This window comes from Micromonospora sp. NPDC049559 (genome assembly GCF_040676675.1).
Lineage (GTDB): Bacteria > Actinomycetota > Actinomycetes > Mycobacteriales > Micromonosporaceae > JBFAPK01.
This window is the reverse complement of sequence record NZ_JBFAPK010000002.1, coordinates 350,714-374,315: the sequence shown is the minus strand read 5'-3', so window position 1 is coordinate 374,315 and position 23,602 is coordinate 350,714. Positions and strand designations below refer to the sequence as shown.

The 23,602-nt window shown below is 72.6% G+C and carries 8 protein-coding genes; 5 read left to right on the top strand and 3 right to left on the bottom strand.

Annotated features, from left to right (window positions below):
- Positions 1-34 precede the first annotated feature (34 nt).
- Positions 35-2,974, bottom strand: a complete 2,940-nt coding sequence (locus AB0J86_RS04615) for a hypothetical protein (RefSeq protein ID WP_363852498.1) — start codon at positions 2,972-2,974, stop codon at positions 35-37.
- 75 nt (positions 2,975-3,049) lie between these two features.
- On the bottom strand, positions 3,050-3,508 hold the full coding sequence (locus tag AB0J86_RS04610) for a MarR family transcriptional regulator (RefSeq protein ID WP_363852496.1): 459 nt from the start codon (positions 3,506-3,508) through the stop codon (positions 3,050-3,052).
- An 88-nt stretch (positions 3,509-3,596) separates the two neighbouring features.
- On the opposite strand from AB0J86_RS04610, the gene AB0J86_RS04605 reads away from it, so the two are divergent.
- The 4 genes from AB0J86_RS04605 to AB0J86_RS04590 all read left to right on the top strand — a co-directional run bounded on the left by AB0J86_RS04605 (position 3,597) and on the right by AB0J86_RS04590 (position 10,950).
- Positions 3,597-4,544, top strand: a complete 948-nt coding sequence (locus AB0J86_RS04605) for a zinc-binding alcohol dehydrogenase family protein (RefSeq protein WP_363852493.1) — start codon at positions 3,597-3,599, stop codon at positions 4,542-4,544.
- A gap of 255 nt (positions 4,545-4,799) precedes the next feature.
- The gene (locus AB0J86_RS04600) at positions 4,800-7,061 is read left to right on the top strand and encodes a catalase (RefSeq protein ID WP_363852490.1); all 2,262 of its coding nucleotides are present in this window, start codon (positions 4,800-4,802) and stop codon (positions 7,059-7,061) included.
- A 266-nt stretch (positions 7,062-7,327) separates the two neighbouring features.
- Positions 7,328-9,094, top strand: a complete 1,767-nt coding sequence (locus AB0J86_RS04595; protein WP_363852487.1) for a glycoside hydrolase family 3 protein — start codon at positions 7,328-7,330, stop codon at positions 9,092-9,094.
- Between the two features lie 8 nt (positions 9,095-9,102).
- Positions 9,103-10,950: a serine hydrolase gene (locus tag AB0J86_RS04590; RefSeq protein WP_363852484.1), complete on the top strand. Its 1,848-nt coding sequence runs from the start codon at positions 9,103-9,105 to the stop codon at positions 10,948-10,950.
- Between the two features lie 109 nt (positions 10,951-11,059).
- On the opposite strand, the gene katG is transcribed toward AB0J86_RS04590, so the two are convergent.
- Entirely contained in the window at positions 11,060-13,258 is a 2,199-nt protein-coding gene (katG, locus tag AB0J86_RS04585) for a catalase/peroxidase HPI (protein WP_363852481.1), read from the bottom strand.
- 427 nt (positions 13,259-13,685) lie between these two features.
- On the opposite strand from katG, the gene AB0J86_RS04580 reads away from it, so the two are divergent.
- A complete protein-coding gene (locus AB0J86_RS04580) occupies positions 13,686-23,528 on the top strand; it encodes a polymorphic toxin-type HINT domain-containing protein (RefSeq protein WP_363852479.1) in 9,843 nt (3,280 codons plus the stop codon).
- The last annotated feature ends 74 nt before the right edge of the window (positions 23,529-23,602 follow it).

Below are 23,602 nucleotides of genomic sequence, written 5' to 3'. Positions count from 1 at the left end.
TCCGGACCCCGGGGGCGGGACCGGTCGGCCCGGGTCAGACGGCGGAGATCACCTCGCCGTGCCGCTCCCACCAGGCGACGAGCCGGTCGACGTCGAGCCCGCGCGTCCAGAGGTCGGCCGGGTCGTCCGGCATCAGCACCGGACGCATCCACCGGTCGAGCCGGTACGACATCGGCGACTTGCCCGGCCGGTCGGTCGCCGGATCGTGGAACAGGTCCAGCACCTCCTGCGGGTACCGTTCGACCTCCGCCTCCCGCCCGACGAAGAACGGATAGCCGAAGCAGGCCGACGCCACCTCGGCCACCGCCAGTCCGGTACGCGCGGCCAGTTCCCGTACCGCGTCCACGTCGTACGGGGCCGGACCGCGTTCGGCCAGCAGCCGGTCGTACGCGGCGATCCGGTCCGCCCCGCCCCAACCCTGCGGCACCGGCGGGCCCTTCAGGGACCAGCCGGGCAGCTCGAACGGCTCGAAGGTCCCGTCCGGCGAGTACTCGATCGCGTTCGCGCCGTAGCTCTCGTGCGGGTGGTAGTCGACCACGACCAGCGCGCCGTTCGGCGTACGCCACAGGTCGCCGCGCGGTTGCTGGCGGCCCGCCCGGGAGCTGAACGTCAGCCGCCGCAGCCGGCCGCTGCCGTCGCCCCAGGGCGTGTCGCCCCAGGCCCGCAGCCGGTCGAGCAGCCGCGTCCGGACGTACTCCGCCGTCCAGGGCCAGGCCGCCTCGACCGCCCGGCTACCCAGCTCCCCGAACGAGAGGTACACCTTCCCGGCGTGGGGCGGCAGCTCCACCGTGCCGAGGGGGTGGAGCGTCCGGTTCGCCGAGGCGGTCGCGGCGGTGTCGGCCAGCAGGCCGGCCAGCGTCCGGATCGACGGTACGTCGACGACGGCCCGGCCGTGGCGCAGCCCCGACCCGCTGCGCAGCAGTCCGGGCAGACCGGCGGGACGGTCCAGCCGGAGCCGGTCCCGCAGCCGTACCACCAGCAGCAACGCCGCCGCGGCGCGCTCGGTCAGGGACAGCACCGCCGCGCGCAGCCGGGGTTCGGTCAGCTCCGGCACCGAGCGGGCCAGTTCCGCGCCGCTCGCCCCCGATCCGCGCAGCGCGGCGTCGACCAGCCGGGCGACCGTGTCGCGGTCGAGCTGCCGCAGCGCCGCCGAGCCGGCCGGGTCGGTCGGCCGCAGGTACGGCCACCAGCCCGGCGGGGGCAGGACGGGCCGGGTCCCGGCCTCGACCCGCTGGAACGGGCTGAACGGGAGCCGGGCCGTGGTGCGGCCGTCCGGGGCGCTGAGCCGGATCTCGCCGCGGCTCAGCCGGACCAGGCTGGGCGCCTCGGCGCCCGGGAAGGTCAGCGTGGCGTGGGGCGCGCCGTGCGGCCAGCGCGAGACGGTACCGGCGTCGAGGCTCAACCCGTGCTCGCCGTCGAGCCGGAAGGTCTGGCGCACCCCGTCGGCGTAGCGGGACAGGTAGCAGCGGTTCCCGTCGTACCAGGGCAGGGCGTCGGTCGGGTACGTGAGGGCCTCGCGGTGTACGACGTCGCTGGTCTCGTCGTGCACCTGGATCGCCAGGCCCCACACGCCGATGGTGAGGTGTCCCTCGTGCTGGACCACGCTCACCTCCGCGGTGCCCTGCTTGCGGGTGACGGTGGGAAAACGCAGTTCCTCCGGCAGGCCCCCGCGCAGCGCCCCGAGCAGGCTGTCCACCGGATCGGTGGGTACGAAGTCGGCCAACCGGCCCGGTTCCAGGTCGGCGAAGCCCGCCTCCACCAGCGGCACCAGGCGGGGGAGCGCGAACTCCAGCCCGGGCAGGTCGTCGGAGCCCGCCTCGACCAACCACCCGGCGAGTTGCTCGTCGAGCAGCCGGCGCGCGCCCGGATGCTCCCAGACGTGGCGCAGCACCGCCGGGTAGTCCACGTTGTCGTAGGTGCCGAGCGCCCGTACGAAGGCGTCGAACTCGCGCCGAAGCGTCGCCCCGGCCGCCGGATCCCGCTCCGCCGACTCGAACAGCGCGTCGAGGTCGGTCCCGCCCCGCCGGAAGACCAGCCCCTCGTCCCGGGCGCGCCGGTCCGCGTCGGCGGCGGGCGGCACTGGCGGGGGCGGCGTACCGATCGCCGGATCGGCCTCCGGCGCGGGCCGTGGTGGCGCGCCGGGTGGGAACAGGCGCGTCCCGGCCTGGTCGGCCAGTTCGACGAGCGCGTGGGCGGTCGTCGGACCGAGCGCGAAGAACCAGTCGCGGGTCAGGCTCGTGCCGGCGCCGACCGCGACGAGCAGCTCCAACCAGACGGTACGCAGCTGCTCGGTCAGCTTCGCGTCGTCGTAGACGTCGTCGGCCGGCCGGCTCGCGACGAGCAGGTCGGTCAACTCCGGCCGGCGCTCGCACAGCCGCCGGAGGGCGGGCGCGGCGGCCTCCCAGGTCGGCAGTGCGGCGGCGGAGAACAGGCCGGCGCGCAGGATCCGTTCGGCCAGGGACTCCTCCTCGTCGGCCGGTGCGATCCCGGCCGCGACGGCCAGCGGCATCAGCTCGACGAAGACCTTCGGGTACGGAATCCGGCCCGCGTCGAGGAACGCCTCGACCATCTCCCGCGCCTGCCGGTGCGCCGCCCGCCGGTCCGGGTGGCGGGCCAACCGCTTGAGGCGGTGGTGCACGGCGGCCGGGGTCACCACCCCGGACGGCGCGAACTCCACGAAGCTCCGGTGGGCGCGGCCGAAATCCTGGTCGAGCCCCAGCAGCAGTTCGTGGGTCTCCTCGATCTGCCGGGCCAGGTCGAAGAGGTACGTCGCCTCGGCGGGGCGGCCGTCGGCGAGGAACCGGGCGGCGGCGTGGTCCAGGAAGGACGGTACGGCGGCGACCGGCATGGCGCCGGTCAGCCGGGTCGCCTGACGCCGGGCGGCCTGTGGGTCGGTGGCCGCGAGCGCGGTGGCCGTGGACAGCTCCGGCCAGCCGTCGTTCGGTCCGGTGCTTGGGATTGATCTCTCGCTCACCGGACGGAGGCTAGTACCGCGCGACAATCCGGACGGGACGGCCCGGCGTTCTCCGCGGTCGGCGGGTGTGACAGGTCACCGGTTCGCGTGCGCGCTGGGCGTCTGTTCGATGAGGATGGCGGTGGCGCGGTCCAGGAACTCGCAGAACTGCTTGTGTTCGTCGGGAGTGAACCGGTCGGTGAGGGCACGTTCGAGCACGATGACTTCCTGGTAGGCGCCGTCGAGGACGGTACGTCCGGCGTCGGTGAGGGTGGCGATGAGAACCTTCGCGTGCACGGGTGACGGCTGTCGGTCGATGAGTCGCTTGTTCTGCAGGCCGGTCAGCACGCTTGCCATGCTCTGTTGGGTGACCCCGCAGGCGCGGGCGAGTTGGGCGCCGGACCTGCCGTCTTCGCGGGAGAGTGCCAGCAGCACGGTGTATTGGGTCATAGTCAGCCCGTAGCCGCGCAGCACGGCTTCGTGGTGGTTGATCAGTGCCTGTTCGGCGCGGCGGATGCGGGTGCACAGGTATTCCTCGACCGGCACGTCAGCCATGTCACAATCACCTCAGTTGACTCAGGTATTTGATACTGCTTAGGTTCCTGAGTATCAGGATACTGAGTCGCGACAGAAGGTTGAAGTCATGAAGGCTATTGTGCTGGACACCGACGACCAGTTCCGGGTCGGCGAGGTAGCCGAACCCGTACCCGGTCCCGGTGAGGTCGCGATCCGGGTCGCCTACGCCGGGGTGCAGTACGGTGACGTGCTCGTCCGTGCGGGACACTTCCCGATCCCCCGCCCGTTCGTGCCGGGGTTCGAGGCAGCGGGCCAGATCGTTGCCGTGGGCGCGGGCGTGGACCAAGCCCGCATCGGCGAGCAGGTCGCCGGGCTGATCGGCGGTGGCGGCTTCGGCGAGATCGTGATCGCGCCGGCGATCCTGGCAATCGGCGCGGCCCAGGTCGATCCGCGTACCGCCGCGGGATTCGGGTGGGTGACCCCGACCGCCTACGACCTGATCAACACGATCGCGCGGGTGCGGCCCGGGGACACCGTGCTGATCCACGCCGCGGCCGGCGGGGTCGGTTCCATGGCCGGTCAGTTCGCCGCCGTGGCGGGCGCGGAGCGGATCGTCGGCGTGGTCGGCAACGCCGACCAGGTCGACTACGCTCGCCGGTTCGGCTACCACGAGGTGCTGGTACGGGAGGATTTCCCCGACGCCGTCGGGGACGAGACGTTCGACGCGATCCTCGATCCGATCGGAGGCCGGACCCGCCTGGCGAGTCTGGCGCGGCTGGCGGCGCACGGCCGGATCGTCGTCTACGGCAACATCGCCACGTTCGAGCCGGTCACCGTGTCGACCAACGATTTGCTGATGCAGGGTCAGTCGTTGATGACCTACAACAGCAATCTCGCCAGCCAGACGCACCCGAAGCGGTTGGCCGACAGTGCCGCCCGCGCGATGGCGCTGGTCGCCGACGGGTCGGTGCGCATCGACATCACCGCCGAGTACGACCTTTCCGACGTCGAGACCGCGATCGCGAGTTTGGCCGGCGGCGCGACCCGCGGCAGGAGCATCGTCCGCGTCGGGTGACCTCTGGCCGCTGATCCGACGGGGCCTTCCCGTCGGGTCAGCGGCTGGCGCGCTGCCGACGGGTCCGCCAGCCGCGCCGGCCGCGCACCACGACCGGTCGGCCAACGCTGGTGGGGCCAGCCCTACCGCCCGGTCCGGGGAGCCGACTCCGGACGAACCGGGGTCATTCACCCCGTCCGGTACGTTTTGTGCGATTGACCCCGGGGTACGGACTACCCATCTGCTCGTAGCCGCTCGACGGAGGGACCCCGTCAGATGGAATCCAGCAAGCCCGCCAAGGCGGTCAGGAATGTCGTGGAGGCCGCCGCAGAGAAGGTGGCCGACGCCCTGACCCCGGACGTGCCCGGCGCCCCGGGCAGCGCTCCGCCCACCGTCGAGGAGCCGACGACCCCGCGCGAGCCGCTGCCGCCGAAGAAGGAGCAGGGCGCCCCGGAGACGCGTACGCCGACCGGCGCCAAGACGGGCGCGCCGACGACGGCGAACGGTCAGCAGGGGGCCTTCCTGACCACCGCCCAGGGGGCGCGGCTGCGCGACACCGACCATTCGTTGAAGGCGGGACCGCGCGGCCCGGTCCTGCTGCAGGATCACCACCTGCGCGAGAAGATCACCCACTTCGACCACGAGCGCATTCCCGAGCGCGTCGTGCACGCGCGCGGCGCCGGGGCGCACGGCGTCTTCGTGGGCTACGGGACCGCCGAGGAGATCACGAAGGCCGGTTTCCTGAGGAAGGGGAGGGAGACGCCGGTCTTCGTACGCTTCTCCACCGTCCTCGGCTCGCGCGGCTCGGCCGACACCGTTCGCGACACCCGTGGCTTCGCGACGAAGTTCTACACCGACGAGGGCACGTTCGACCTGGTCGGCAACAACATCCCGGTCTTCTTCATCCAGGACGCCATCAAGTTTCCCGACATCATCCATGCCGGCAAGCCGCACCCCGACCGCGAGATCCCGCAGGCCCAGAGCGCGCACGACACCTTCTGGGACTTCGTCTCCCTGCACACCGAGGCCCAGCACCACACGATGTGGAACATGTCCGACCGGGGCATCCCACGCTCGTACCGGATGATGGAGGGCTTCGGCGTGCACACCTTCCGGCTCGTGAACGAGTCGGGGGAGACGGTGCTGGCCAAGTTCCACTGGAAGCCCAAGCTGGGCGTGCACTCCCTGACCTGGGAGGAGGCGCAGCTGCTGGGCGGCGTGGACCCGGACTTCCACCGCCGTGACCTGTACGACGCGATCGAGGCCGGCGCCTTCCCGGAGTGGGAACTCGGCATCCAGGTCTTCCCGGACACGCCCGAGGAGACCTTCGCCGGGATCGACCTGCTCGACCCCACGAAGATCGTGCCGGAGGAGCTGGCGCCGGTGCAGCCGGTCGGGCGGCTGACGCTCGACCGTACGCCGACGAACTTCTTCGCCGAGACCGAGCAGGTCGCCTTCCACGTCGGCCACCTGCCGCCGGGGATCGACGTCACCAACGACCCGCTGCTGCAGGGCCGGCTCTTCTCGTACCTCGACACGCAGATCACGCGGCTGGCCGGGCCGAACTTCCCGCAGATCCCGATCAACCGACCGCACGCCCCGGTCAACGACATGCTGCGCGACGGCTTCCACCAGCAGGCCGTGCACGCGGGCGTCGCACCGTACCGGCCGAACTCGCTCGACGGCGGCAACCCGTTCCCGGCCGGCGACGGGGAGCACGCGTTCGTGGACGTGCCGGTGCGGGTCGCGGAGGCGCCCAAGGTACGCGCGAACCCCGCCTCCTTCGACGACCACTACAGCCAGGCGCGGCTCTTCTGGCAGAGCATGTCCCCGGTCGAGAAGGAGCACATCGTCCGCGCCTACACGTTCGAGCTGGGCAAGTGCTATCACCAGGCGATCAAGGAGCGCCAGCTCCGGTGCCTGGCCAACATCGACCCGACGCTCTGCGCGCAGGTCGCCGTCGGTCTCGGCCTGCCCGCGCCGGAGCCGACTGAGCCGCTCGCCGAGACCACACCGAGTCCCGCGCTGTCGCAGGTCGGTCGGGAGTGGCCGACCGACGGCCGCGTGGTCGGGATCGTCGTCGACGCCGACTCCGATCTCGACGGCATCGGGCAACTGCGCGCGGCGGTGTTCGCCGCCGGGATGGTTCCGCTGCTGGTCGCCCCGCACGGTGGCACGATCGCGGACGTGCCCGTCCAGCGGACCTTCGCCACCGCCCGCTCGGTCGAGTTCGACGCGCTCCTGCTGGCCACGGCGCCGCCGCCGGCGCCGGACGCGGTACCCGCGCGCGACGCCAAGGCGGGCGCCGCCGAGTCGGTCCCCGTCGACTCCCGGGTACTGCTGCTGCTCGACGAGTGCTGGCGGCACGCCAAGGCGATCGGCGGGTGGGGAGCCGGGGGCGAGCTGTTGCGGCGCTCGGGAATGAGCGGTTCGCCCGGCGTCGTCACCGGCGACTCCGGCGTCGACGTCTTCACCGGCGTACGGCGGCTCCTGGCCGCGCACCGGGTCTGGGAGCGGTTCCCGGCCTCCGTCGGCTGACCCGCCCACGCCCGCGTCGGGCCGCCCTCGGCCTTCCCGGTCTCGGTTGACTGACCCGCCCGCGCCCGCGTCGGGCCGCCCTCGGCCTTCCCGCCGGGGTCGGCCCGACGCGCGTCGCCGGGGCCCGGTGGCCCGCCGGTGACCCCGCGTATGCAGCAAAGCTTCTTGACGATTCATAGACGTGTAGCTAAGTTTCAGCCACCCGGACTGAGAGGCCGTCGTCTATGAAGACCCGTCTCGTCATCGCTTCCGTCCTGGTCGCCGCCGTGAGTGTCCCCCTCGTGCCGCCGCCCGCGCGGGCGTCCGTACCGCCCGCGCCGGCCGGCGAGCGGGGCTGGGTCACCTCGACGCTGCGACACATGAGCCTCGAACAGAAGGTCGGGCAGCTCTTCGCCACCTACGTCTACGGCGGCGACGCCACCGAGCCGAGCGCCGCCGACCGAGCCGCCAACCTGGCTGCGTTCGGCGTCGAGACGCCGGCCGAGGTCGTCGAGGAGTACGGGCTCGGCGGGGTCTGCTACTTCTCCTGGTCGCACAACCTGGACACCCCCCGGCAGATCGCCACGCTCTCCAACGGGCTGCAGCGCGCGGCGCTGGGTGACGGGCGCGCCGGCCGGGCGCCCCTGCTCATCTCCACCGACCAGGAGCAGGGCGTGGTGCTGCGGATGCCGCCCCCGGCCGCGCAGTTCCCGGGATCGATGGCGCTGGGCGCGGCCCGCTCGCCCCGCGACGCGCGCACCGCGGCCGAGGTCACCGGGCGCGAGCTGCGCGCGGTCGGCGTCCGCCAGGCGTACGCCCCGATCGCCGACGTCAACGTCGACCCGGCCAACCCGGTCATCGGGGTGCGCTCCTTCGGCGCCGACCCCGCCCTCGTGGGCGCGCTGACGGCCGCGCAGGTCGCGGGCTTCCAGGGCGGTGCCGGCACGACCGCCGTGGCGAAGCACTTCCCGGGCCACGGCGACACCGGCACGGACAGCCACACCAACCTGCCCGTCATCGACCACAGCCGGGACGAGTGGGAGCGAATCGACGCGCCGCCGTTCCGCCAGGCGATCCGCGCGGGCGTCGAGTCGATCATGACCGCGCACATCGTGGTGCCCGCGCTCGACCCCTCCGGCGATCCGGCGACCCTGTCGCCCCGGATCCTCACCGGCGTGCTCCGGGGCGAGCTGGGCTTCCGCGGCGTCATCGTCACCGACGCGCTCAACATGGCCGCCGTACGGCAGCGGTACGGCGACGAGCGGGTGCCCGTGCTGGCGCTCAAGGCCGGCGCCGACCAGCTGCTCATGCCGCCGGACCTGCGCCTGGCCCGGGACGCGGTGCTCCGCGCCGTGGCCGCCGGCGAGCTGACCGAACGGCGCGTCGACGAGTCGGTCCGGCGCGTGCTCACCCTCAAGTACCGGCGGGGCCTGACCCGTTCGCCGCTGGTCGACGTGGCGGCGGCGGTCCGTACCGTCGGCGCGCCGGAGCACCTGGCCGCCGTGGCCCGAGTCACCGACCCCACCCTCACCGCGGTCCGCAACGACGCCGGGCTGCTGCCGCTGCCCCGCGCGGAACGGTCGGTGCTGGTGACCGGCTGGGATACCGCCGCGTTCGCCCCGGTCGCGACGGTCGCGGCCGGCTTCGCCGCCCGGGGCGCCCGCGTCACCGCCCGGCCGGCCACCCTGCCGTCCGACCAGGTGATCGCCGAGACGGCCGCCGCGGCGGCCGGACACGACCTCACCGTCGTGCTCGTGAACAGGGCGTGGGACGTCGGCGTCACCGATCCGCGCGGCAGCCAGCGGCGCCTCGTCGCGGCGCTGCTCGCCACGGGCAAGCCCGTCGTCGTGGTGGCGGTGCGAGATCCGTACGACGTGGCGTACCTGCCGGGGGTGGAGAGCTATCTGGTCACGTACTCGTACACGCGCGCGGCGATGGACGCCCTGGTGCGCGCGCTGCACGGCGAGCTGTCGCCGCGCGGGCGGCTGCCGGTCACCATCCCGGCGACCGACGGCGGCGTGCTGTACCCGTACGGGCACGGCCTGAGCTGGTAGGAGGGACGATGCTTCAGCGGAAGTCTCCGATCGCCGCGATCCGGGTCCGGCCGCGCCGCCCCGCCACGGTCGGCCTGGCCGTGGCCGTCCTGGTCGTCGCGCTGCCGCACCATGGCGCCGCCGCCGCGTGGACGGACGCGCCGTCGGCCATGGCCGCGGCGGGACCGGGCGCTCCCGGGGTGACCCCCGCCGACCTCCGGTTCCGGCGCGACACGCTTCGCTACGGGAGTGCGCGCGAGGTCGGCCTGCTGGCCGAACCCGTGGCGCGGATGCCCGCCGACCTGGCCGGGTACCTCGAACCGACCCCGGACCACCCGGCGCACCCCACCTACGCGGGCGCCGTGGTGCTGGCGGCCAAGGACGGCGTGATCGTGCAGCACGCCGCCGTGGGCACCGCCGTACGCTACGGCGCGGTCGGGCCCGCCCCGGAGCTGCCCGGGGTGGAGCTCCCCGCCGACCAGCGGATCCCGGCGCGCCCCGACACCATCTTCGACCTCGCGTCGGTGTCGAAGCTCTTCACCACGATCGTGGTGCTGCAACAGGTCGAGCGGGGACGGGTCGACCTGGACGCCCCGGTCGCCCGGTACGTGCCCGAGTTCGCCGCCGGTGGCAAGGCGGCGGTGACCGTACGGATGCTGCTCACCCACACCTCCGGCCTGCCCGCGTTCACGCCGCTGTGGAGCGCGTACCCGACGCCGGCGCAGCGGCTCGCGGCGGCGCTCGCCACGCCGCTCGCCCCCGGGGCCAGCCCCGGCGGCGGGTACGTCTACTCCGACCTCGGACTGATCGCGTTGGGCGTGCTGGTGGAGCGGGTCACCGGCCGGCCCCTGGCCGACCTGGTCCGCGACGGGGTCACCGCCCCGCTCGGCATGCGCGACACCGGCTACAACCCGGGACCGGGGCTGCGCCCGCGGATCGCCGCGACGGAGTACCAGCCGTACGCCGGGCGCGGCATGGTCTGGGGCGAGGTGCACGACGAGAACGCGTGGTCGCTCGGGGGCGTGGCCGGGCACGCCGGGGTCTTCTCCACCGCGGCCGACCTGGCCGTGCTCTGCCAGTCCCTGCTCAACGGCGGCGAGTACCGCGGCCGGCGGGTGCTACGGCCGGAGACCGTACGGACGATGCTGGTCAACTACAACGCGCCGCTGGAGGCGGCCTATCCGGAGAGCGACCGCGGGCTCGGCTTCGAGCTGAACAAGCACTGGTACATGATGGGCCTCTCCTCCCCGGTCACGTTCGGGCACACCGGCTTCACCGGCACGTCCCTGGTGATCGATCCGATCTCCCACTCGTTCGTGATCCTGCTGAGCAACCGGGTGCACCCGGACCGGAACTGGGGGAGCAACAACGTCGCCCGCCGCGCCGTGGCGCGCGACCTCGCCGAGGCGATGCCGGTGCGGCCCCGCTCGGCCGAGGCGTGGCGGGCCGATCCGCGCGACGCGGCGACCGTCACCCTGACCGCCGCGCTGCGCCGGCCGGCCCGGGGCGGTACGGCGGAGTTCCTGCTCTGGTACGACACGGAGCCGCGCTTCGACGGCGCGCGGGTGGAGACCTCCACCGACGGCGGCACGACCTGGACGCCGGTGCGGATGACGCTGCGCCACGGCGGGCAGCGGTGGAGCAGCGACGGCACGGTCACCGGCTACGGCGGTCGGGTGTGGTGGCGGGCCTCGCTCAGGTTGCCGGACGGGGCGACCCACCTGCGGTGGAGCAGCAGCACCGACGCCTCCAGCCAGGGCCGCGGCGGCTACGTCGACCGGATCATGGCGACGGACCGCAACGGGGTGCTCTTCCACGGGGAGGGCGCCGACGCGGGCCGGCTGCGCGCCGAGGGCTGGTCGCCCGCCCGTACCTGACCCCCGGCCTGGTCCGGCCGGCCACGGCGCCAGCGGCCGGCCACGACCGACGCCCTCGGGCCTGCCCCACCGGCGCGCCCCGCCGCGCGGACGGGCGGGCCCGACGGCGTCAGGCGAGGTCGTACCGGTCCAGGTTCATGACCTTCACCCACGCCGCCACGAAGTCCTGGACGAACTTCTCCCGGCCGTCGGCACTGGCGTAGACCTCGGCGATGGCGCGGAGCTGGGAGTTGGCACCGAAGACGAGGTCGACGGCGGTGGCCGACCACCGGACCTCGCCGGTGGCGCGGTCCCGGCCCTCGTACACGTTCTCGGCCGCCGCGGACGCCTTCCACTCCGTCCGCATGTCGAGCAGGTTCACGAAGAAGTCGTTCGTCAGGGTCCCGGGCCGGTCGGTGAGGACGCCATGCGGTGCCTGCCCGACGTTGGCGTTCAACGCCCGCATGCCGCCGACCAGGACGGTCATCTCGGGAGCGCTCAGCGTCAGCAGGTTGGCCCGGTCCAGCAGCAGCGTCTCCGGCGACAGCTTCTGCCCGGCCCGCAGGTAGTTGCGGAACCCGTCGGCCCTCGGTTCGAGCACGGCGAACGACTCCACGTCGGTCTGCTCCTGGGAGGCGTCCGTACGCCCCGGCGCGAACGGGACCGTGACGTCCTGCCCGCCGTCGCGGGCCGCCTGCTCCACCGCCGCGCAACCGGCGAGGACGATCAGGTCGGCCAGCGAGATCCGCTTCCCGCCGGACTGCGCCTCGTTGAAGTCCCGCCGGAGCTGTTCCAGGGTGCGCAGCACCTCGGCGAGCCGGTCCGGCTCGTTGACCTCCCAGCTGCGCTGCGGATCGAGCCGGATCCGGGCCCCGTTGGCCCCGCCGCGCATGTCCGTGCCGCGGAAGCTCGCCGCCGCCGCCCACGCCGTGGCGACCAGCCGGGAGAGGGGTAGCCCCGCGCCGAGCACCATGCGCTTGAGGGTGGCGATCTCCTCGTCCGCGACCAGCTCGTGGTCGACCGGCGGTACGGGGTCCTGCCAGAGCTGCGGCTCGGGCACCCACGGGCCGAGGTAGCGCGAGACCGGCCCCATGTCACGGTGCAGCAGCTTGTACCAGGCCCGGGCGAACGCGTCCGCGAACTGGTCCGGGTTCGCCATGAAGCGCCGCGAGATCTGCTCGTACGTCGGGTCGGCGCGTAGCGCCAGGTCCGTCGTCGCCATCATCGGGGCGTACCGGACCGCGGGGTCGTGGGCGGCGGGCACGAGGTCCGCCCCGGCGCCGTCCCGGGGGCGCCACTGCTTCGCGCCGGCCGGGCTCTCGGTCACCTCCCACTCGTACCCGAAGAGGGTTTCGAAGAAGCTGTTGTCCCACGTGATCGGGGTGGGCGTCCAGGCGCCCTCCAGCCCGCTGGTGATCGTGTCCGGGCCCCTGCCGCTGCCGAAGCTGTTCCGCCAGCCGAGCCCCTGCTCCTCGACCGGGGCGCCCTCGGGCTCGGGGCCGACGTACTCGGCGGCCGGGGCGGCGCCGTGGGTCTTGCCGAAGGTGTGGCCCCCGGCGATGAGCGCGACGGTCTCCTCGTCGTCCATCGCCATCCGGCGGAAGGTCTCGCGGATGTCCCGGGCGGCGGCCCGCGGATCGGGCGTCCCGTTGGGCCCCTCCGGGTTCACGTAGATCAACCCCATCTGTACGGCGCCGAGCGGGCCGGCCAGCTCACGTTCGCCGCTGTACCGCTCGTCGCCGAGCCAGGTGTCCTCCGGCCCCCAGAAGATCTCCTCCGGCTCCCAGATGTCCGCTCGGCCGAAGCCGAAGCCGAACGTCTTGAAGCCCATCGACTCCAGTGCGCAGTTGCCGGCGAAGACCAGGAGGTCGGCCCAGGAGATCTTCCGACCGTACTTCTGCTTGACCGGCCAGAGCAGCCGGCGCGCCTTGTCGAGGCTCGCGTTGTCGGGCCAGCTGTTCAGCGGGGCGAAGCGCTGGGCGCCGTCGCCACCGCCGCCGCGACCGTCCTCGATGCGGTACGTGCCCGCGGCGTGCCAGCTCATCCGGATGAACAGCGGCCCGTAGTGGCCGTAGTCGGCCGGCCACCAGTCCTGCGACGTCGTCATCAGTGCGAAGAGGTCCCGCTTCAGCGCCTCCACGTCGAGGGCCGCGAACTCCCTCCGGTAGTCGAAGGACTCGCCCATCGGGTTGGCCCGGGGCGAGTGCTGGTGGAGCACCTGGAGGTTCAGCTGGTTGGGCCACCAGTCCTGGTTCGTCCTCGGCCGGCTCGGCTTCGGGGTGGGGGAGGGGATCGCCGGGTTCTCGCTCTCGCTGCCGTACTCGGGCACGTCGGTCTCTTCTCCTGTCGTCTCTGTTCGGTCAACGTCGGCGCGGGACCGGCGGACGGCGTGGTGACGGCTGGCTCCGCCGCGTCCCGCAGTATGCCCCATTTTGGTGGCTTACGAGCCGAAAATCGTCGGGACACGAGCGGCGTGATCGGGGCGAGGGCCGATCACGCGGAGAGAAAAGAGCGAACCACTTTCGCCAGGGCTGCCCGGTGTGGTCGCCGCGCGGGTCCGAGGGGGCATTCACCACCGTCCAACGCCACCGTCCAATCTCCAGCCGCGCGACGTCCGGCGGACACCCACGGTTCACCGGCTGTCCAGGTTGGACGTCCTATCATTCGCCGTCCGATGATCACGATCATGGCTGGCGTGGGCCGGCCGAGCGGCGGTGGACGCGCCGCACCTGGTGAGCGAAGCGGGGGCGAGGCTCATGTCGCGGCGGCGACGGGTACGTTCGGTTGGGCTGTTCGGGCTGCTGGCGGCGGGTCCGGTCAAACTGGTGGCGCTGGGGCTCAGCCTGGCGGTGCTGGCCACCACGGCCGGCGAGGGGGTGTCCGGGCTGCCCCGGCCGCGGCGCGAGGACCGCACGGCGGCGCCGGCCGGTCCGGCGCAGCGTTGGGGTTCGCCCCCGCGCGACGCGTCCCACCTGGAGGGCGCGCCGGCGAACCGTACGCTTCCCGGCACCCTGCGCGGTCGCTACCCCCGGGTGACCTGGGACCAGCGGCCGACGAACCGGGCCTCGGTGGCCCAGCCGCCCGCCCCCGAGGTCCACGGCTTCGACCGGGTGACGAGCCGGGAACTGCCGCAGGCCCGTACCGCGAACGAGCGCGTGTACGACAACGGCGACGGTACGCAGACGACCGAGTTCTCCGGAACCCCGCTCAACTTCCGGGCCGGCGACGGCAGCTGGCAGCCGATCGACACGAAGCTGGTCCCCGCGGGTGGAGCGGGTTCGGGCTGGCGCAACGCCGCGGCCTCGGTACGGCTGGACCTCGCGCCCCGCGCCGACGCGGCCGAACTGGTGCGGGTCGCCGTCGACGAGGGGCACGGCGTCGGGTTCGGGCTGGCCGGCGCGGTCGGCGTGGGCGGCGCGGTGGAGGGTAGCGCGGTCACCTACGCGGGCGTGCGTCCCGGCGTCGACCTGCGGTTGGAGTCCCGCCCGACGGGAGTGAAGGAGACGCTGGTGCTGGCGTCCCCGGACACCGAGACGTCCTACGTCTTCCCGCTCCGGCTGGCCGGGCTCTCCGCGAAGCTCGTCGGCGGACAGGTGCTCCTCACCGACGCGGCCGGGGTGGCGCGCGCGGTGATCCCGCCCGGCGACATGGTGGACTCGCGTACCGGCGCGGCCGGTCCGGCCCGCTCGACCGGCGTGTCCTACCAGTTGGTCGAGGCGGGCGGCGGTCCGGCGTTGCGGGTCACCCTGGACACCGCCTGGCTGCGCGATCCGGCGCGGGTGTTTCCGGTGCTGGTGGACCCGACGGTGCAGTTGCCGGTGTACGGCGCGGCGGCGGACAGCGCGATGTACGTCCAGGGCGGCGGTTCGGCCTCCGGGGGTGACCACCTCTACGTCGGTACCGTCGATGGAGCCAACTCCGCCGCGTACCTGAAGTTCACCGACCTGGTGACCCGGTTGCAGTACCACACGATCTTCGGGGCGCAGCTGTGGGTGGTGAACTACGACTCGGATTCGTGCAAGTCGCGCCCGGTGACGGTGCACCCGGTCACGGGTTCCTGGTCCGGTGGCAGCGGCTACTCGTACCCGGGGCCGGCGGTCGGGGCGGCGCTGACGAGCCGGTCGTTCGCGCACGGCTACATCGGCTTCGGCCAGGCGTCGTCGGCCTGCCCGACCGACGGGGAACTGTTCAACCTCGGCGGCGCCGGCCGCGACCTGGTGCAGCGGTGGGTGGACGGCACGCAGGCCAACTACGGCCTCTCGCTACGCGCCTCGGCGTCCGACTCGCTCTCCGGCAAGCGGTTCACGGGCACCGCCACGGCGAACCCGCCGCGGTTGTACGTGACGCACAGCCCGTACAACGCGACCTACGCGATCCCGAACCCGGTGCCGAACCCCACCGTCCTGCAGAACCAGGACGGCAAGATCAAGGTCACGGTGACCAACAAGAGCGCCGCGGCGTGGGCGCCCGGCGACTACTACCTGGCGTACCGCGCGTACAACGCCCGCACCGGGGCGGCGGTGGGGCAGCAGCGCTCCGCGAACCTCACTACTACGGTGGCGCGCAACGCGCGGGTCACCCTGGACGCGACGATCAAGGCGATGCCACCGGGGCAGTACTTCCTGGACTTCACGATGGTGAAGACGGGCGGGCCGGTCTTCACCGACCACCAGGTGCCGCCGATCCGGCTCGTGCTGGAGGTCTTCGACATCCCGCCGGTGGTGCAGGAGCTGTTCCCGCCGAACGGCTACCAGACGCCGACGCTGACGCCGCAGCTGTGGGCGCGGGCGCTGGACATCGACGCGCCACCCGGGCTGGCGCTGCAGTTCAAGTTCGAGGTGTGTGAAAACGACCCGGCCGACAAGCCGATCAACTGCGTCAACTCGGGTTACCAGGGCAAGACCGCGTGGACGGTGCCGGCCGGGACACTGCGCTGGACAAAGGCGTACCAGTGGCGGGCATACGTGAAGGACGCCACCACGGAGGTGGTCTCGCCGTACTCGACAATACTGGCCGCGGTGCCTCAGCCGGAGATCACCTCGCACCTGGCCGGCGCCCCGTACGTCGGCGACGACCAGGAGTTCGACCCGCAGGCCGGCAACTTCACCACCACCGCCGTGGACGCCACCGTGGCGACCGTCGGTCCCGAACTCGGGCTGCTGCGCACCTACAACAGCCTCGACCCGCGCCGCGACGGCCTCTTCGGCGCGGGCTGGACGACCCGGTACGACATGCGGCTGGTGCCGGACGACGACGGGTCGGGCAACGTCGTGGTGACGTACCCGGATGGGCAGGCGGTGCGGTTCGGCCGCAACCCCGACGGCACCTACGCGGCGCCGTGGGGGCGGACCGCGTCGCTGACCGGCGACGCGTCGTCGTGGAAGCTGCTGGACACCTCCGGCACCACCTACCAGTTCTCCCTCGGCGGCCGGCTCAACCGGATCACCGACGTGGCCGGCCGCGCGCTCGTGCTCAGCTACGACCTGACGACCGGGAAGCTGTCGAAGGCCCAGGTCGCCAACAGCCAGACCAACACGGCCGGTCGCGCGTTGACGTTCACCTGGACCGGCAACCACGTCACCGGCGTGCGGACCGATCCCGTCAACGGCGCGCCGCTGGCCTGGAACTACACCTACACCGGCGACCTGCTCGGCAAGGTGTGCGCGCCGGACGGGGGCTGCACGACGTACGAGTACGGCGCCGGCTCGCACTACCGCAGCGTGGTGCTGGACTCGCGGGCGGAGTCGTACTGGCGGTTGGGCGAGCCGGAGGGAACCGCCGCGGGCAGCGAGGTCGCGGTGAACCTGGGCAAGGACGCCGGCACCTACAGCGGCGTGACGCTCGGTACGGCTGGCGCGCTGGCGGGCACGGCCGACACCGCGGCCACCTTCAACGGCACCTCCAGCCGGATCGACCTGCCGAAGGGCACCGTGAAGAAGACCCGGGACGGCGCCGTGGAGCTGTGGTTCAAGGCGTCGGTGACCGGCTCCGGCGGTCCGCTGCTCGGCTACCAGGACAAGGCGTTCGGCACCGCCGCCGGCACCGGCGTACCGGTGTTGTACGTGGGCACCGACGGTCGGCTGCGCGGCCAGTTCGCCACCGGCACCGTCAACCCGATCACCTCGGCGACCGCCGTGAACGACGGCCGCTGGCACCACGCCGTGCTCTCCGCGATGGGCACCACCCAGACCCTCTACCTCGACGGGGCGCCGGCCGGACAGCTGACCGGCCAGACGATCGAGCACTCACTGCTGACGTTCAACCAGATCGGCGCCGCGTACGCCACCACCCCGGCGGCCTGGCCCGGCTGGGGCACCGCCTCGCAGCGGTTCTTTACCGGCACGGTCGACGAGGTGGCGATCTACTCCGGTCCCCTCGGCCCGGCTTCGGTAAGCGCCCACTACCGGGCCGGCACCGGCCAGGCCGACCAACTCGGCAGGGTGACGCTGCCCAGCGGCAAGGTGGCCGCGTCGGCCGTCTACGACGTGGCCACCGACCGGTTGAAGGAGTACACCGACGACAACGGCGGGACCTGGCGAATCGGCCGGCCGGCGGTGTACGGCGACGACACGGACCTGCGGCGCAGCGTCGAGGTGCTCGACCCGGCGCGTCGTCCCAGCCTGTACGAGTACGACGCCATCGGCGGCTGGGTGCTGCGGATCGGCCTGCCGCTGGGCATCGAGGCCCGGCCGGAGGACGCGCCGGGCGAGCCGAGCCCGCCCCCGCCACCGCCCGTGCCGACCTGCACCAAGCCCGATCCGAACGACCCGGCGTTCTGCACGGTCATCCCGGACGATTCCGACGGCCCGGTCTTCGTCCGGTACGACGCGGAGGGGACCAGCATCCGCACGTTCTCGTACGACGTGCGCGGCAACCTGGTCACCGTCGTGGACGAGAACGGCGACGCGGTGTGGTTGACCTACGACGACCGGGGCAACGTGACCTCGGAGAAGACCTGCCGCACCGCGACCGAGTGCCACACCAGCTACACGACCTATCCGGCCACGGTCAGCAACCCGTACGACCCGCGCAACAACCTGCCGCTGGAGGTGCGGGACGGCCGCTCGGCCAGCGCCACGGACAACACCTACCGGACGAGCTACACCTACCACTCGACCGGCCAGGTCGCGACCCGGACCGAGCCGGACGGAACGGTGCTGAGGAACACCTACACCACCGGCACCGAGGCGGCGGTCGGCGGGGGTTCGCCGCCGGCGGGCCTGCTGGCCAGCTCGACCAACGGGCGGGGCAAGGTGACCCAGTACGCCTACTACGCCAACGGTGACCTGGCCCGCACCACCCAACCGTCCGGGCTCGTCGTCGAGTACACCTACGACACGCTGGGCCGGCAGACGTCGGCGAAGGAGATCTCGGACAGCTACCCCGACGGCGTCGTGAGCACCCAGACCTACGACGGGATGTCCCGGCCGCGGGTGAGGACCGAGGCGGCGACCACCAACGCGGTGACGGGAGTACGCCACCAGCGGCGCACCACCAACACCTACGACAGCGACGGCAACACCACCAGCGTCGAGGTCGCCGACGCCCTCGGCAACGACCAGCCGCGCGTCTCGACCACGGAGTACGACGAGCACAACCGGCCCGTGCTGGTGACCGACGCGGAAGGCAACGAGACCGCCTACGACTACGACGTGTTCGGCAACCGCACGTCGGAGACGGACCCGAACGGCAACCGGTACGACTACGCGTTCACCGCGCGCAACCAGGTGGCGGAGGTGCGGCTGCGGAACTGGCACAGCGATCCGGCCGGCGCCCCCGCCCCGGGTACCGGCGACTACCTGGTGCTGCGCTCGTACGCCTACGACTTCGCCGGACGGTTGGCCAGCGAGACCGACGCGATGGGACGCCGGACGGAGTACGAGTACTACAAGGACGGCCTGCCGTACCGGACGGTGCGCAAGAACGTCCACAACCCGGACGGCAGCGGTCGTGACTTCGTGGTCGAGCAGGACAACTACGACGGCGCCGGACACCTGACCAGGCAGGTCACCGACAACGGCCAGACGGTGGTCCAGTACACGATCGACCGCAACGGACGCGTGGCCTCGACCGTCGCCGACCCGGCCGGACTGGCCCGGACCGAGACCAACACCTACGACGGCAACGGCAACGTCACCCGGGTCACCCGTTCGGGGAAGGCGTCGAACGTGCCGTGGACGGTCCCCGTCGTCACCGAGGTCGTCGACCGGGTCTACGACGACGGCGACAACCTGGTCCGGGAGACCGTCAGCGACGGCGACACGACCCGGATCAGCACGTATGGCTACGACAAGCGTGGACTCCAGATATCCCAGACCGATCCGCGGGGCAACGCCGCCGGGGCGGACCCGGCCGCGTACACCACCAGCTACACGTACGACGAGCTGGCCCGGACGGTGACCACCAGGGGCGCGCCGGTGGCGGCCGAGAGCGGCGGCCAGCCGGCGGCTACCACGCGGCCCACCACCACCGTCGGGTACGACACCTTCGACGGGGCGACCGACACCCGCGACGAACTCGGCAACGTCGGCAGCGCCGGTTACGACCGCCTGGGCCGCGCGGTGACCACGACCGCCCCCCGGTACCAGCCGCCGGGGCAACTGGACGCGCTCGTCCCCACGACCCGGACCAGGTACGACGGCAACGGCAACGTGATCGAGGTGACCGACCCGCGCGGCAACGTGGTCCGGTCGACCTACGACCAGCTCGACCGGCTGGTGACGCTCGACGAGCCGGCGTCGACCAACGACGAGCGGGCCGTGACGAGCTACACCTACACCCGCACCGGCCAGCAGTTCTCGGCCACCGACCCGGGCGGGGCGCGCGTCGAGGCCACCTACGACGACCTCGACCGGCAGGTGACCGGCACCGTCCACGAGCGGAAGCCGGTCGCGAAGGCGCTGGTCACCACCATCTCGTACGACGACGCCGGCAACGTCACCGCCGTGCTCTCCCCGAAGGGGACGCGGACGACCAACGCGTACGACAGCCTCGGCCAGCTGATCAAGATCACCGACCCGGCCGGAGTGACGATCCAGTTCGGCTACGACCACGCGGGCCGCCAGGTCCGCGCCACCGACGGGCTCGGGCGTACCCACCAGACGGGGTACGACCTGTTCGGGCAGGTGCGGACCGAGGCGGACCTGAGGCCGGACGGGACGGTGCTGCGCACCGCGAGCTACGGCTACGACCTGGCGGGCAACCGAGTCCGCGCCAGCGACGCCCTCCAGGCCAGCACGACCTACGAGTACGACGCGGCGAACCGGTTGACGGGGCAGATCGAGCCGGTCAGCGCCACGAAGTCGATCACCACCACGTTCGGCTACGACGCGGCCGGTAACCGCACCCGGTACACCGACGGCCGGGGCAACGTCACGATCACGACGTACAACAGCCTCGGCCTGCCGGAATCGCAGATCGAGCCGGCGACGGCAGCCCACCCGGCGGCGGCCGACCGGACCTTCACCACCGGGTACGACGCCAACGGCAACCCGGTGCGCTTCAGCGCCCCGGGCGGGGTGCTGCGGCAGCAGGTCTTCGACGCCGCGAACCGGGTGAGCGGCGAGACCGGGTCCGGCGCGGAGGCCGCGACGGCCGCACGCACCCTCCACTACGACCCCGCCGGGCGAATCAGCTCCGTCAACGGGGTTTCCGGCACCAACACCTACGACTACGACGACCGGGGCAACCTGCTCGGCACCGCGGGACCGGGTGGGACCGCCAGCTTCGGCTACGACGACGACGGCAACCCTGTGAGCCGCTCCGACGCCGCCGGCGTCGCCGGGTACGGCTACGCCGACGGACGGCTGGTCTCGGTCATCGACGGCGTCACCGGTACGGCGCAGCGGTTCGGCTACGACGCGGCGGGCGCGGTCAGGACGGTGGACTTCGGTGCCGGCCGGGTGCGCACGCTCGACTACGACGACCTCGGCCGGACCAAGTCCGACACGCTGACCAACGCGGCCGGACAGGTCGTCGCCGCGACCGGCTACGACTACTACCTCGACGACCATCTGCGCGCCGAGACGACCAGCGGTACCGCCGGGGCCGGCACGCGCACCTACACCTACGACCAGGCGGGCCGGCTCACCGGTCAGACCGTCGCCGGCGTCACCACCGGCTACGACTGGGACGACGCCGGCAACCGGACCAGGGCCGGGGCGAAGACCGCGAGCTACGACGAGCGCAACCGGCTGCTCGCCGACGGCGACTACACCTACACGTACACCGCCCGCGGCAGCCTCCGGACCCGGACCAGCTCCGGGCTCACCGAACAGTTCGCCTACGACGCCTTCGACCGCCTGGTCAGCGCGGGCGCGCAGACGTACGCGTACGACGGGCTCGACCGCCTCGCCACCCGAAACGGCACCGCGTTCAGCTACGCCGGACAGGACGACGAGGTGGTCTCCGACGGTACGGAGACGTACGCCCGGGGTCCCGACGGTGAGGTGCTCGCCACCGGCCGGGGCGGCACCAAGCGGTTCAGCCTCTCCGACATCCACGGCGACGTGGTCGGCGGCTTCGACCCGGCCGACGCCGGCCTGAGCAGGCTGCCCGACTTCACCGCCTACGACCCGTTCGGGCAGGTCACCGCCGCCAGCGGCGACACCGGCGGGCTCGGCTTCCAGGGCGACTGGACCGACGAGGCCACCGGCCAGGTCGACATGGGCGCCCGCTGGTACAACCCCGCGACCGGCACCTTCGACTCCCGCGACGACGTCGGGTACGACGGCGGCTCCTCGGTCGACGCCAACCGGTACACCTACGGCTCGGCCGCGCCGCTCGACCACACCGATCCCGATGGTCACCGCTCCAGGTCGCGGTGCGTGCCGATCGGCCCGTGCCCGGTGGAGTCCTTCTCGATCCCCCTGTGCATCTCCATGTCCGGGTGGGGCTGTTCCGCCCCGTGCCAGTCCATCTTCTGCCAGCTGATGGACGTGAGCCAGAGCATCGCGAGCGCCATCGCCGCCCAGGCGCGCGCCCAGTCCTGCAAGGTCAGGAAGTGCAAGCCGAGCGGGGCGTCGGGGACCTACCCCTCGTACGCGCCAGGACCAGCGGCGCGGGGCGGCGGCGGCCGGAGCTGCGGGGCATGCTACGACCCGGAGGCCGCCCGGCGGGCGGCGTACGCGCGGGCCAAGGCCGTCAGTGACGCGGCCCGCGTCGCCAACGTCACCTCGGCCCGCAACGTGGCGCGGCCGGTGAGCCGGGCGGCGCGGACCCCGAACCTACCGAGCAGCCGGATCGTTTCCTCGACGCCGCGCCTGCCCGCCCGGTCGGTCGGCGGCACCAAGAACGTGGTCGCCGACGCCCGGGCCGGTACCGACGCGATCTACCAGCGGGCCGTGTCGGCGGTGGGACCGGTGGTCAGCGGCGTCTCCGCGGCGGCGGCCGGCGGCGGCTCCAGTATCCGCGGCGGCTCGGGCGCGGGGGACGGCGGTTCGCACGACGTCTCGCTGAGCGACCTCAAGCACATCGACTGGGGCAAGGCCTGGAGCGACATCAAGAGCGGCAACATCGACTTCCATGACGCCGTCGCCGGTTTCACCGAAGGGGTCAAGGACGCCGTGAACGTTCTCGGCCTCAAGGACGCCAACGACTGTTTCTCGGACGAGAACCTGCAGCGTTCCTACGCCGACCGGGACTGGGCGGCCTGCGGTTGGACGGCGCTGAACTTCGTCAGCCTCGGCAAGGGCCGGCTGCTCGGAACCGGCGCCAAGCAGGCGATCGAGCACGCCGACGACGTGGCCCGGGTCGCGCCGCGGGCCGCCGGGGCGGCCTGCGCGGTCGTCGGGAACAGCTTCACCGGCGACACCGAGGTACGGATGGCCGACGGCGGCACGAAGCGGATCAGCGAGGTGCGCATCGGTGACCGGGTGGTGGCCACCGACCCGACCACCGGGCGTACCGCCGCCGAGACCGTCACCGACGTCATCACCGGTTCCGGCATGAAGGCACTCACCGAGATCACCGTCGACACGGACGGGACCGCCGGCGACGGGACCGGCACGGTCACCGCCACCGACGGTCACCCGTTCTGGGTGGGCGACGAGCGGCGCTGGGTCGAGGCGAAGGACCTGCGGCCCGGCATGCGGATCGAGTCCGACGAGCACCGTACGGTCGAGGTGCTGGACGTCGGGTCGTCGAGCCGGTACGAGACGGTCTACAACCTGACCGTCGACACCCTGCACACCTTCTATGTGGTGGCCGGCGACAGCGACCTGCTCGTCCACAACATCGACTGGGGTCGGTGCGGCCGGGCGATGTCGCGGCTGGCCACCCCGTTCAAGTGGACGTACGAGCGGGTGTTCAGCCCGATCGGCCACGGCTTCCAGGCCCTCGGCCGGGGATTCAGCTCGATCGGACGGTCGGTGATGGCGACCAACACGATGCAGTACGTGCTGAAGAACCCGGGCCGCGCCGCGTTCCGCTGCGGGGTGATGTACCCGGCGAGCGCGGTCACCACGGCGGTCGTCGGCTGGTCGATGCTGGGCGCGCCGAGCAAGAAAGACCTGGCGAAGCTCGGTGTCACCGTCGCGGCCGGAGCTGCCGTCTACTGCGGCACCAACCTCATCCACGACGCCTGGAAGGTCAACAGGTGACGCGCCCGGCGCCGGGCCGGATGCCGGGCGTCGGGCCCTCCACGGCTCTTTCGGAAAGCGAATCCTCTGACACG

Coding starts and splice junctions, on each gene's coding strand:
- AB0J86_RS04590 (WP_363852484.1), top strand. CDS start 9,103: ATGCTTCAGCGGAAGTCTCCGATCGCCGCGATCCGGGTCCGGCCGCGC.
- AB0J86_RS04600 (WP_363852490.1), top strand. CDS start 4,800: ATGGAATCCAGCAAGCCCGCCAAGGCGGTCAGGAATGTCGTGGAGGCC.
- AB0J86_RS04580 (WP_363852479.1), top strand. CDS start 13,686: ATGTCGCGGCGGCGACGGGTACGTTCGGTTGGGCTGTTCGGGCTGCTG.
- AB0J86_RS04610 (WP_363852496.1), bottom strand. CDS start 3,508: ATGGCTGACGTGCCGGTCGAGGAATACCTGTGCACCCGCATCCGCCGC.
- AB0J86_RS04605 (WP_363852493.1), top strand. CDS start 3,597: ATGAAGGCTATTGTGCTGGACACCGACGACCAGTTCCGGGTCGGCGAG.